We start from the raw sequence: 12,046 nt of genomic DNA, 5'->3' as shown, positions 1-12,046 counted from the left end.
TCTCCCTGGACGAGATGCGCTCGGCCTGGACCGGCACCCTGCCGGCCCTCTTCGGCGAGGTCTCGACGGAGGCACCGGCCTACGTGCCGCCGGCCTTCGAGCCCGTCCCCACCGATGACGGCGCCGAGGACTGATCTTGCATGGCGGAGGGCGTCCATAGCCAGCCCGGCTCGGGCGCCCGGTTCGACTGGGGCCCGGCCGGCGCGGCGGAGCTCGCCCGCGTCTGCTCGGTCCTGGTCGTCGTCGACGTGCTGTCCTTCTCCACGGCGGTGGACATCGCCGTGGGCAGGGGCATCCGCGTCCACCCCTTCCCGTGGAGCGGCCAGGCCGGGGCCTACGCGGCCCGCCTGGGCGCCGCCGTGGCCGTGGGCCGCCGCCAGGTCAACCCCGAGCATCCGTGGAGCCTCTCCCCGGCCGCCCTCCAGACCGCCCCGCTGGTCGACGAGCTCGTCCTGCCGTCCCCCAACGGCGCCACCATCTGCTCCGCCGCCGCCTCCACCGGCGTCCCGGTCGTCGCCGCGTGCCTGCGCAACGCCCCGGCGGTCGCCCGCTGGCTGCACAACCACGGCCACGGCACCCCGACCAACGCGGTAGGCGTCATCGCCGCCGGCGAGCTGTGGCCGGACGGCACCCTCCGCCCCTGCGTGGAGGACCTCCTGGGCGCCGCCGCCGTCCTGGACGGCCTGTCGATGCTGGGCTCCCCGCTCTCGGTCGAGGCCGCGGTGTCGCTGGCCGCCCTGGCCGCGGTGCACAACGTGGCCGCCGCGGTGCGCCGGTGCGTGAGCGGCCAGGAGCTGATCCAGCGCGGCTTCGCCGAGGACGTCCGCCTGGCCGCCCAGTCCGGCGCGTCCCACACGGTCCCGGTCATGACCGACGGTTCATCGTTCTCGGCCGCTTAGGCCGCTATGTCGCAGTAGGTCGTCCGCCGGCTCTGCCCCAGATCTACCCCATCCGGCAGCGGCCCGATCCAGACCGCCGTCCCGAGATGCATTCCATTGCAGGTGTCGAGCTGGCGCGGCATTGCTTCGGTGCTTCCCCCGACGATGATTCCGCGCGCGTCCCGATACGTATACGCGATGCTCCTCATGGACAATCCGCGGCACCCGTACGGGGCGACGGTCCCGTAGGAGACGTAAGCGGCATTCGAATCCCGTTCATAGGTCCGGAAATCGCTGTCGTACGTCATCTGTATGAGCCGATTCTCGGGATCATCCTCCACCCAGTGCGTGGTCTCGAACCTCAGCTCCACGCCGACGACCTTGACTGCCTCGTACGAGTAGTAGAGATCGGCCACCTCCCCGACGGAGACCAGCTGGCCAGCCCGGATGACCGACAGCTCGTGCGGCTTGCCCTCCCAGACGACCGCGCCCGCGGCGCCGACCAGCCGGAAGCGGACCGCGGTGTGATACGCGGCCCTGGAGCCGCGGTTGCGAACGCTCGCCCCCATGCTGAACACGGTCGGTCGCTTGACGATGCTGAATCCGCGCTCGTCGGCGACCAGCTCGTCGCCGACGGGCACGGCCGCCTCAATCTTGGGCACATGAGTGGGCACGCAGCCGTCGTAGAGCTGGTTGCCCCCGTTCGGCAACGGCCAGATGAACAAGCCCGCAACCAGCGCGACGACCGCCAATGTGTTGCCCAGGTTCATGACTCGAGCCTGGGCAACACATTCGAGCGCCACAAGACCTGGTTCGTTCCTGTGGATAACTTCCGGCATACACCGGTCGCGCTACTGCTTCTTCACCAGCGTCTTGCCGGCCCGCAGCGACGGGGTCTCGCTTGTGCGCGCGTCGGCCTGGGTCGCCGCCTTGGCATTCGCCTTCAGCGAGTTCTCCGGCGTGGTCTCGCTGGTGGTGTAGTGGCCCGGCAGCGAGAACGCGTTGCCGATCGGGCCGACGAGGGCGGCCGGCAGGGCGCTGGTGCCGCCGATGAGCACCACGTCGCTCACACCCGCCGAGTGGGCGGAGAGATAGTCCGAGACCTGGTGGTCCAGCGCGGTCGGGGACGTGATCAGGAGCGGGCCGTAGTTCGCGCCGATCATCGCGCCGCCGGTCAGGGCGTCGTACCAGGAGGCGACCGTGGCGATGCCGACCGTGCGGGGCGAGGTGAAGAAGGTCTCCGCGATGAGCTGCGCGGTGTCCTGCGCGGTCTGGCCGACGAGCGGCAGGTAGGTGGCGCCGGCGGGCCAGCTCGGCAGCTGCCCCCGCCGGGCGGCGTTGAGCAACGCCCGGTCGCCGGGGCCGCCCGCGGTCACGACGTCGACCTTGGTGGGGTCGATCCGGTTGAGGTACGCCGCCGTCTCGGGCGGCATGTCGTCGCCCGCGGTCAGCACGATGACGGTGCCCGGGTTCGCGCCCGCCGCCGCGCCCGCGGCCAGCGCGTCGTAGTAGTTGAGCGCGGTGGAGACGATGACCGTCTGCGGCGAAGGGGCGATCTGGTTGGCCACCGCGATGGCGGTGTCGAAGACGCTGGTGCCGAAGACGCGGCGGGTGGAGAAGCCGAGGCTGCGCAGCCGCGACTCGATGACCGGCGGGAGGGCCGCGGTGCCGCCGAGCAGGTACACGGTGCCGGAGGGGCCGAGGACGCGCTTGATCTCGGCCTCGATGGCGGCCGGCAGGCCCTCGCGGGGGGTGATGAGCAGCGGGGCGCCCTTGTCGATGGCGAGCGCCGATCCGGCCAGGGCGTCGAAGTAGGTGTCGTTGCGGGACAGCACCACGGCCTGGGCCGGCTTGCGCCCTTGCCCGGCGACGCCGTAGGTGGCGTAGTTGTACCGCGACGTCGCGACCGCGGTGTCCAGCGCGGTCTGCCCCCAGACCCGCTCGACCAGCCCGCGCCCGACCGGCTGCCACGTCGGGAAGAAGGCGTTGGGAACCACGGTGGTGACGGCCTTGGTGGCGAGCACCATCTTCTTGATGTCCGCGGCGCCGAACCGCGCGTTGTTGTGCGCGCCGCTGGAGAACAGGATCGCCGTCCCGTCCGGCGACCACTTCGGCTGGAAGTTCCAGGCGCCGATCGCCTCGGTGGTCAGCACGGCCTGGTTGCTGCCGTCGGCGTCGGCCAGCCAGATCTGGGCCTTGCCGTTGAACCCGTCTCCCAGGTCGCTGCGGACGAAGGCGATCCGTGCCCCGTCGGGCGAGACGTCGACGCCCCAGGCGTTCGTGGCGATCTGCTTGGGCTGCGCCCCGGGCTCGTCGGTCAGGCTGTAGATGGCCCGGGTGTCCATGGACGTCGGGCCCTGTTCGAAGTACAGCGTGCCGTTGACGGACACCGTCGGACTGTCGATGAGGGCACCGGCGTGGAGCAGTTCCGACGCGGGAGCGTCGCCGCCCGTGCTCGCGATCCGCAGGCCCTCGATGGTAGCGAAGATGACGTACCGGCCGTCCTCGGTCACCGTGAGGTCCGACGAGACCTGGGGAGGCAGGTCCTGCAGCAGCTCCATGCGGTCCGTGAGGTCGGCCCGGACCGAGTACAGCTGGTAGTTGGCGGGGTAGAAGAAGCGGCTGCCGTCCGGCGACCATGCGCCGGCACCGGTGACGTAGTCGACGAGCGGCCGCGGGTTGCTCCCATCGGCGTTCGCGATGTAGTAGACGCCCCCACGCAAGAACGTGATCTGGCCGATCGCGCCGGGGGCGGTCGCCGAGGCGGCCCGCTGGGTAGCCGAGCCGATGAGTGGTATGGCGGCGGCGGTGGCCGTGGCGGCGGCCGCCGCGCGGAGCATGGAGCGACGGCTGAACGTGAACGACAACGTGCTTCCTTCCCCGATCGTTCGTGGTGCTACTTGATGCTCGGCGCCTTGGACTTCTCGGTCTTCAGACCCGGGACTCCGCCGGATGCGGCCTTGTCGTGGTTCGGCTGGGCCGCGGCGAGCGACTTGGCCTGGGGGGCCTTGGCGTTGAGGGAGTTCTCCGGGGTGGTCTCGCTGGTGGTGTAGTGGCCCGGCAGCGAGAACGAGTTGCCAATGGGCGCCACGAGGGCGGCCGGCAGGGCGCCGGTGCCGCCGATGAGCACCACGTCCCAGACGCTCGCCGAGTGGGCCGACAAGTAGTCGGAGACCTGGTGGTCCAGCGAGGTCGGGGACGTGATGAGCAGCGGTCCGTAGTTGGCGCCGATCATCGCGCCGCCGGTGAGGGCGTCGTACCAGGACGCGACCGTGGCGATGCCGACCCGGCGGGGCGCGCCGAAGAAGAACTCGGCGATCATCCGCGCGGTGTCCTGCGCGGCCTGGCCGACGAGGTCGTAGCGGCCCCAGTTCCGGTCGTGGATCTCCCAATTCGGCAGCTGTCCCCGGACGTACGCGTTGATCAGGGCCCGGTCGCCCGGTCCGCCCGCGGTGACGATGTCGACCTGGGTCGGGTCGAAGCGGTTGAGGTACGCCGCCGTCTCCGACGGCATGTCGTTGCCCGCGGTGAGCACGATGACGGTGCCGGGGCTGGCGCCCGCGGCGGCGCCGGCGGCGAGGGCGTCGAAGTAGTTCAGTGCCGTGGCGACGATGATCGTGTCGGGCGCCGGGGCGATCGCGTTGGCGACGGCGATCGCGGTGTCGAAGACGGTGTTGCCGAAGACCCGGTGGGTGGTGAAGCCGAGGCTGCGCAGCCGCGACTCGATCACCGGGGGCAGCGCCGCGGTGCCGCCGAGCAGGTACACGTCGCCGGAGGTGCCCAGCACGCGCACGATCTCGGCCTCGACGTTGGCCGGCAGGCCCTCGCGCGGGGTGACGAGCAGGGGCCCCTGCTTGTTGACGGCGAGGGCCGAGCCGGCGAGAGCGTCGAAGTAGGTGTCGTTGCGCGACAGCGTGACCGACTTGGCGGGGCTGCGTACCGTGTCCGGCTGGCCGTGGGTGGCGTAGTTCCACCGGGACGTCGCGACCGCCGTGTCGAGGGCCGTCTGACCCCATACGCGCTCGACCAGCCCGGAGTTGACCGGCTGCCACGCCGGCGACATGCCGTTGGCCACCACGAGCGTGACCTTCTTGGTCGCCAAGACGATCTTCTTGATGGCGCTGTCGCCGCTGTTGAACAGGATCGCCGTGCCGTCCGGCGACCACTTCGGCTTGTGGTTCAGCAGACCGGCGGTCTCCTCGACGGTCAGCTGGGTCGGGTTGCTGCCGTCGAGGTTGGCCAGCCACAGCTGCGCCCTGCCGTTGAGCCAGTCGCTCTTGACGTAGACGATCTGGCTCCCGTCGGGCGACACCTCAGGGTCCCAGCCGTTCGCGATGAGCGGCGTCGAGGTGCCGGTCGCGTCGTTGTACCGGTAGATCTTCTTGGTGTCCGGGACCCAGACGTCGCCCTGGTCGTAGTAGATGTCGTAGTTCGGCGCCACCGACAGGTGCCCGATCTGGGTACCGGAGAAGAGTGGGCTCGAGTCCCACCAGTCGGCGCCCGTGCCGGCGTACCGCACGCCGTTCGGGCCGCTGAAGACGACCAGGCGGCCGTCCGGGGTCACCGTGAGGTCGGTCACGGGCGAGGCCGGTGTCTGCGTCGTGGTCAGGAGCCTCAGCCACCCGGTGCCGTCGGCCTTGACGGAGTTCAGGACGCTGGCGGCGCCGTAAAAGTAGCGGGTGCCGTCCGGCGCCCATTCACCGCGGGTGCCGACGCCGTAGGCGAGGACGCGCGCGTTGGCCCCGTTGGAGTCCGCGATGTACAGGGTCTCGCCGACCCGGTACGTGATCTTGCCCGGGTCGCCGGGCGTGGCTGCCGAGACGGCCTGCTCGGCGGCCGACATGATGAGCGGCGCGGCGACGGTCGTGGCCGCCGCGGCGGCTGCCGCGCGCAGCACGGATCGGCGGCTGAGAGTGGGTGACACGCTTTCCTCCCCGTAAAGGTGGTGAGCCTCCGGGCGCAAGGCGCGTCGGCGCCGGCCGCACGGGAGGCGGCCAGCAGTCTAAGCCGAAATTTGCTCGGGCATGTGCCTCGATTTCCACAGCCCGGGCGCGACGGCCCGCCGGGTTTGGGCAACGAGATCGTCGATGTCCGGAATGCCGGGCAGGCGATGAAGGCCCCGCGTTGGTCGCAGCGTCGCCGGGCGGACACGGTGCGCGCTGGCGTCGCGCAAAGCGCAGGTCGGGGCCGTCCTGACCCGCGTTGAGCCACGACCGGAAGAATGGCCGATCGGATGAGCCGGCAACTTCTTTGGCGGAGGGCGTGGGATTCGAACCCACGGAGACGCGGAACGCCTCACCGGTTTTCAAGACCGAGGATCGCACGGCATCTGACCTGGGCGATCGCTACAAATCATGTCGGCCACGCCGCGGGACCGCCGCAACAGTCGTCCTGGTCGGTACCTCGCCGCCTACTGGATGCCTCCCCGGCCCTGCCGCCCGTGCGGTACACGGACCGAACGGCGACCCCTACAGCCGGATCTAGCGCGGATACTGCCCGACCCGTCGGAGGGACTAAACCCTGTGCTTGTCCGAACTCGCGGGGGACAATGGCGACCATGGCCTGGGAATGGGTGTCGCCGCTGACGACCGGAGCCGTCGGGTTCGTAGGGGTGACGGTTGGTGCGATTACTGCGAGGCTTCAGCTTCGCGTTAGCAGGCGAGAGTCCGAGCTATCGGCCCGTCGATCGGCCTACGCGCGCTATTTCGCAGTTGCCCAGGAGGCAAGGTATCTAGCGTTGAAGCAGCTAGCTTTCGAGTTCGTCACACAATATCAAGGTCATGACATCGAGTCGGCACGTAGCAAACTGGCACTCACTGACCCGATGGAGTGGATCGAGGTTCTTCAGCGACTAACTGTGGTTGAACAGGAGGCCGTCTCAATCGCCGGACGTTCGGTGGCGGCACTGATTGCCGCAGACGCAGCGGCGTTGCGAACGGAACTGGTGCAAACTGCCAAACGGGCGCGGGAGACTGTAGAAGGTGTGGAAAGCGGCCTTGGCATGTTCTGTGGTGGCCATGGTGATACGTTGTTGCACGCTATTCGGGCCGAACTTCAAAATGACCGTCGGAGCTGGTCCATTAGACCTCAAGGTCGAGTCCAAAGTAGAGACGCGCTGACTGGAAATGATGTGTAGGCGGGGATGCAAGAGGCAGCAGCGCCGGGGTGCGGTCGGTTTTCAACCGAACAGAGCAGCCGGTCGTGCGTTGCCGCACGTAAATCGGGTTGCGCTGCCGGGTGCAGGAAGCCCGACAATTGATGGCGTGCGCCGTCGCGCACCTGCACGTGGCGGCGGTGTCGTCTGCAGGCGGACCGCTGACGCCACATGTCCACGCAGACAGTCCAGGTTGGATGCGAGGCCAGCGCCCTCGTCTTCGTCAGATCAGACTTGCAGACCCGTTGTGCGGGAGGTCCGATGGTTGCTCAAGGCCCTGTGCCGTTCACATGGCGTCGTGCCACCTGCCTAGGCTGTGGAGAGGTGGTGCGCCGCGCCCGCGACGAGTGGATCGAGATGACTGGCACGCGGTCCGGGAGCTGGCTGATGGCGACTGAAACGGAGGCGGAGAGATCGTTTGCGGACCCCCTCCCCGTGCCGCCGGGCGAGGAGGTTTTCCAGCTCGGGGCCGTGCACCGTCGTTGCCTGCGTCAGGCGTACGTTCGCCTGCGTGCACAGCAAGTGGTGTTGCCGGACAGTTTGCCGGTCGTGTTCGTCGATGAGCCGCCTGCTAATGAATCTTTTCCGCGGTTGCATTTGCCCCCTCGGCGTGGTGAGTGCCCGTTTTGCTCACGCAACTACGTGTCGATGTCCGAGGAAGATATCTATCCTCTTTGGCTAATTCGCGAACTCCAGAGTCGCGGCGCCGGGACTATCCGGGACGGACGATGGGTGGCAAGAATCTCGTTGCCGACAATTCCGGTTTGCATAGACTGCAACAACACCTGGATGTCGACCATGGAGCAGGATGTTAAGCCGCAGCTAATTTCGCTCTTCGATAACGTTACCCTGGTTGATAGATTCAACCAGGTGCGTCTGGCGACGTGGGCCACGAAGATTGCCCTGCTCCTGGATGCTGCTGGCCCGAATCCTTTGATTCCTCGCGGGTTCGGTCATGACCTGCGTATTCGTAAGCAGCCACATCGGGGGATCTGGGTCTGGATGGCAACATATTCCGATGTTGCTGACGTACTTCCCGTTCATCCCTGGCTAATTCTTCCCCCGGCTGGGGGCGATTCGGACGAGGTGCACGCTGTCTGCATCACTTTCTCGGTCTTTCGTGTGGCGTTTCAGGTACTCATACCGCTTGTCGGTGGCGGCCCCGCTGAACTTGAGACCTTTGGAAATTCGGTGGTTCAGATATGGCCACCGGGACCCGATGACATTGATTGGCCGCTCCCGTACTTTTTCGACAGGGAGTCTATCGTGGCCTTTTCGAGGCGTATTTATGACAATCGGGAATCTGTTCCGCTGCACGTCGCCCTGACGGCATCAGTGCGTCAGGCGCCTCAGTGATGCGCTGAGTCTGGGTGACTCGATAGGGGATGTCTGTGCGTCAAAAGTGCTGAGCGCGGCGCCGACGCCGTACGTGCCACGTTGCAGTCGGCGCCGCACTGAACCAGGGGGACGAGCAAGCTCATCAGCCCAGTGGTTCTCCCGGCGGTCAAGTGGCCCTCATGACCCCTCCGGCGATTTCAGCGTGCCGGAGGTTTGCTGTCGACCGGATTCTTCGGATGCATGTACTTCGCCGCGCTCCGGCCGGCGGAGGTCATCCACCTTCGAGTGGACGACTGCCAGCTACCGGAGACCGGATGGGGCACGCTGCATCTGACCGGCTCGACCCAGCGCGCTGGCCAGGATTGGAGCGACAGCGGCGACGTCACAGAGGACCGGGCGCTGAAGCATCGCGCCGTGACGGCGACCCGGATCGTGCCGGCAGCACCCGAGTTGGTGCGGCTGCTGAGGTACCACATTGCGGAATACGGCGCCGGCGCGGACGGGCGGTTGTTCTCTCGCCGTTGGCATCCGGACGGTCCCGTGTCCAAGGAGACCTACGCCCGGGCGTGGCGGAATGCCCGCAAGGAGGCGCTTAGCGAGGCGCAGCAGCGTACGCCGTTGGCGAAGGTTCCATACCACCTCCGGCATGCCGCCGTGTCGCTGTGGCTGAACGCTGGCGTTCCAGCCACCCAGGTCGCGGAGTGGGCGGGGCACAGCGTCAACGTCCTGCTCAAGGTCTACGCCAAGTGCATCGACGGCCAGGACGACGCCGCGCGCCGGCGGATCGAGGCGGCGTTGCGGCAGCAGGACGAGGAGCAACCGCCCAGCTGAGCGGCCGGGCTTCCCCATCCACAACCAGGGCCGAATGCCGGATCGAGTGAGAATCAGTGAGATTCGGTCGCCACCATCAACAGCGTCCGCTGGGCAGCATCCGCGCTGCTCAGCGGATGCTTTAGTGATCTCTCGCGGAGGGTTGAAAGGCTGGGTGCCTCCGGTGGCCAATGAGCCAGGCAGGGATGCGACGCCATCCGCCGATACGATCCGACGATGACCGTACGTGCCCGGCTGACTGGTCACATTTTCGATCTTGATGCGCTCACGTGGGAGTTTCCGCGTGGGGAGCCATATGTTGGTAAGGACGACGACGACAGCCATCCGTACTACCTGGCTTCCGAACGTTTAGATGATCTGTTCGCCATGCCGACAGAGCTTCACAAGGCTGCCGAAGCCCTGCTGATCCAGATGAACGGCTTAGCGCGCGCAATGAGAGACGACTTCAGGCCTGTGCGGCTAGTCGGCCGGTACGGCAACGACCGCAATAACGTACAGCAGGTCGTCGTCTTTGACACTGCCGAAATGCGGGAGCAGGCCATGCCGATTACCGCTGTAATTGGCGGCGTGGTGCAACCTCGTCCAACGCCGGGAATTAGATACCTCTCCACGACAGTAAACGCAGATGTCGCGGAAGTCTTGACGATTCTCGGCAACGGCGGCATGGCTCTTACATGGGTAGAACTTTACAAGGTCTATGAGATCATCCGAGAGAATCTCCTCCCTCGCCGGATAGCGGACGTCTGCTCTGCGACAGATCCAGAACTGAAGGCTTTCACGGCATCTGCGAATCGACCCGATATTAGCGGTGGGGCCGCGCGACATGCGCGCCTCCCCGGCTTGCCGCCTAAGCGGATCATGTCATTGGGTCATGCTCGGGCATTCGTCGGGCAGTTGGTTGTCGATTGGATCGACGGACTTGCGAGAGATGCGCCCGCAAGTGATTAAATCCCCGGTTACGTGTGGCGAGCAGGTGAGAATGAGTGAAGCGTAACTATTCCGAAAGGACGATCAAGTTACTTTTCGGCCGTGCAACGCGATGCGCATATCAAGGATGTCAAAATCCTCTGATTTTCGAAGATCGCGGCATGCTTTCCGTCAGTGCGCAGATTGCTCATATCCGCTCTGAGTCGCCAAGCGGCCCTCGGTACGACCCAGAGTATCCGATCGAGCTAGTAAACCAAGAAGAAAATCTCCTACTGTTGTGCGGAATTCATCATAAGCCCGTCGACGATCACGCCTCGATCTACCCAGTTGCAGAATTGTTGAAATGGAAGCGTCAGCAGGTATCTACGAGCCCTAGCGGCGAACTGAGTGAACGTCAAGTCGCGGAAATCATCCGACACTACGACCTGAACACTCTGGAGCCGATGACCTTCGAGATGCCTTGCCAAGCTCTCACTGTGAGGAGATTCGGTCCGCGGACAAGGATCCATGGCGGCTACGGGCCTGATGGCGGTCGAGATGCGTCATCCGCTGGACGGCTGGCTGACTATCCCAGCGCCGAAAATCCCTGGGATGGCTATGTGGTCATGCGGGCCATGTTCAAGGCTACGGGCAGCAATACTCCCAGCGCAGCCGCTTGGCTCCGCTCCGGGATTCGGCACGAGTTTCAGCGGAGGGTTCTCGATTCGAGACGAAGAGTAGAGGGCCGACCGATAGAGTATCTCGTTCTTGCGACCAATGTCTCAGTGCCAGCCGCGTTTGGGGCTGCCGGCATGCACCAGCTAACCCAGATGATCGCCGAACTATCGGATGGCTCCCTAAAGGACTGGGCGATTTGGGATGAAGCGCAACTATTTGCAATGCTTGACAACTATCCCGACGTAAGGCATGCGTTTACGCCGCTAATGAGCGCCAGTCGCTTGGTGGCTGGGTTGATGGACTCGTTCAGGAGTACACCACGTGATCCAATCGCCTAGGAGTAGCACCTTACCGCCGATCGAAGACGAGGGTTCCTGCATGCCGGTACGAGCTGTCGGATGGCCTCGGAAACCGGGGTACCAACCTTTCAGCCTGATTCGCCGTGATGTTGAGATCCATCTGTGCCGAGGAGACGTGCGCGTGGGTATGGAGGGAACGCCCGCAAGGATGCTCTGGGCGAGGCCCAGCAGCGGGCGCCGTTGGCGAAGGTTCATCCAGCCTCCCGTATGCCGCCGTGTCGCTGTGGCTCAACGCCAGCCTTCCAGCCACACGGTTCTGGACGGGCATCGAAGCAGCGTTGCAGCAGCAAGACAAGGAGAAGCCGCAGAGCTGAGCTGTCGACTTCCCATCCACGGCTCATCCACAACCAGTGGCTCGTAGCTGGATCGAGTGAGATCCAGTGAGACTGGGCCGCCATCGTCATCAACGTCCACTGACCAGCGTCCGCGCTGGTCAGTGGGCATTTTTGCTGATCTTTGGCGGAGGGCGTGGGATTCGAACCCACGGAGACGCGGAACGCCTCACCGGTTTTCAAGACCGGCGCCATCGGCCACTAGGCGAGCCCTCCAGCGACTGCTAAGTGTGCCAGATGCTTGCTCGTCGGCGTGGGTCACCCACGTGAGGGACGTCGTTCGGCGGGGGCGAGGGGACCGGTGGGCGAACGCCTGGCGGTGACTTCTCAGCGTACCCGGGTGTTCGGCTCGCGGGGCGGGGGTGAGCTGCGCAAACTCGGTCTAGGGACCAGTGACGGGGGTACGGGGATGCACCTCTTCTTCAACGATCCGCGGGTGGCGCATGTCACCAGGCATCGGGGGCGGCAGCGGTACGGGGCTCGGGCTCGGTGGGAGCGGCGGCCCTCGCTTGTCGGGATGGTGGCCGGTGGGGTGGGGGTGGCGGCGCTCGGGGTCATCGTTGCGGCGGG

Annotated in this window: 9 protein-coding genes and 1 tRNA gene; 6 read left to right on the top strand and 4 right to left on the bottom strand. The window is 66.2% G+C overall.

From position 1 onward, the window contains the following. The first annotated feature begins 140 nt into the window (after window positions 1-140). Entirely contained in the window at window positions 141-899 is a 759-nt protein-coding gene (locus tag ABD352_RS03250; protein WP_344610668.1) for a 2-phosphosulfolactate phosphatase, read from the top strand. Here the strand turns inward: ABD352_RS03250 and ABD352_RS03245 are convergent. The 3 genes from ABD352_RS03245 to ABD352_RS03235 form a co-directional block, all read right to left on the bottom strand. Then, window positions 896-1,648: a hypothetical protein gene (locus tag ABD352_RS03245; protein ID WP_344610667.1), complete on the bottom strand. Its 753-nt coding sequence runs from the start codon at window positions 1,646-1,648 to the stop codon at window positions 896-898. The two genes, ABD352_RS03250 and ABD352_RS03245, sit on opposite strands and share 4 nt — an antisense overlap. Before the next feature lie 81 nt (window positions 1,649-1,729). After that, a complete protein-coding gene (locus ABD352_RS03240) occupies window positions 1,730-3,745 on the bottom strand; it encodes a cell wall-binding repeat-containing protein (protein WP_344610666.1) in 2,016 nt (671 codons plus the stop codon). 29 nt (window positions 3,746-3,774) lie between these two features. Further along, window positions 3,775-5,802, bottom strand: coding sequence for a cell wall-binding repeat-containing protein (locus tag ABD352_RS03235; protein ID WP_344610665.1), 2,028 nt, complete (start codon window positions 5,800-5,802; stop codon window positions 3,775-3,777). An 813-nt stretch (window positions 5,803-6,615) separates the two neighbouring features. Here ABD352_RS03235 and ABD352_RS03230 point away from each other — a divergent pair. The 5 genes from ABD352_RS03230 to ABD352_RS03210 all read left to right on the top strand — a co-directional run bounded on the left by ABD352_RS03230 (window position 6,616) and on the right by ABD352_RS03210 (window position 11,123). Beyond that, window positions 6,616-7,014: a hypothetical protein gene (locus tag ABD352_RS03230; RefSeq protein WP_344610664.1), complete on the top strand. Its 399-nt coding sequence runs from the start codon at window positions 6,616-6,618 to the stop codon at window positions 7,012-7,014. 342 nt (window positions 7,015-7,356) lie between these two features. Further along, the gene (locus ABD352_RS03225; protein WP_344610663.1) at window positions 7,357-8,388 is read left to right on the top strand and encodes a hypothetical protein; all 1,032 of its coding nucleotides are present in this window, start codon (window positions 7,357-7,359) and stop codon (window positions 8,386-8,388) included. Window positions 8,389-8,610: 222 nt separating this feature from the next. Continuing rightward, window positions 8,611-9,201, top strand: coding sequence for a tyrosine-type recombinase/integrase (locus tag ABD352_RS03220; protein WP_344610662.1), 591 nt, complete (start codon window positions 8,611-8,613; stop codon window positions 9,199-9,201). A 216-nt stretch (window positions 9,202-9,417) separates the two neighbouring features. Next, window positions 9,418-10,149 (top strand): hypothetical protein, encoded by a 732-nt coding sequence (locus ABD352_RS03215; RefSeq protein ID WP_344610661.1) that lies wholly within the window; start codon window positions 9,418-9,420, stop codon window positions 10,147-10,149. Between the two features lie 35 nt (window positions 10,150-10,184). Then, window positions 10,185-11,123 (top strand): hypothetical protein, encoded by a 939-nt coding sequence (locus ABD352_RS03210; RefSeq protein ID WP_344610660.1) that lies wholly within the window; start codon window positions 10,185-10,187, stop codon window positions 11,121-11,123. Window positions 11,124-11,601: 478 nt separating this feature from the next. Here the strand turns inward: ABD352_RS03210 and ABD352_RS03205 are convergent. After that, window positions 11,602-11,692: transfer RNA gene (locus ABD352_RS03205), tRNA-Ser, on the bottom strand. Window positions 11,693-12,046: the final 354 nt, after the last annotated feature.

The sequence above is a fragment of the Dactylosporangium salmoneum genome (assembly GCF_039532525.1).
Lineage (GTDB): Bacteria > Actinomycetota > Actinomycetes > Mycobacteriales > Micromonosporaceae > Dactylosporangium > Dactylosporangium salmoneum.
Note: the sequence above shows the minus strand (reverse complement) of the source record. Positions and strands in the feature narration are given on the sequence as shown.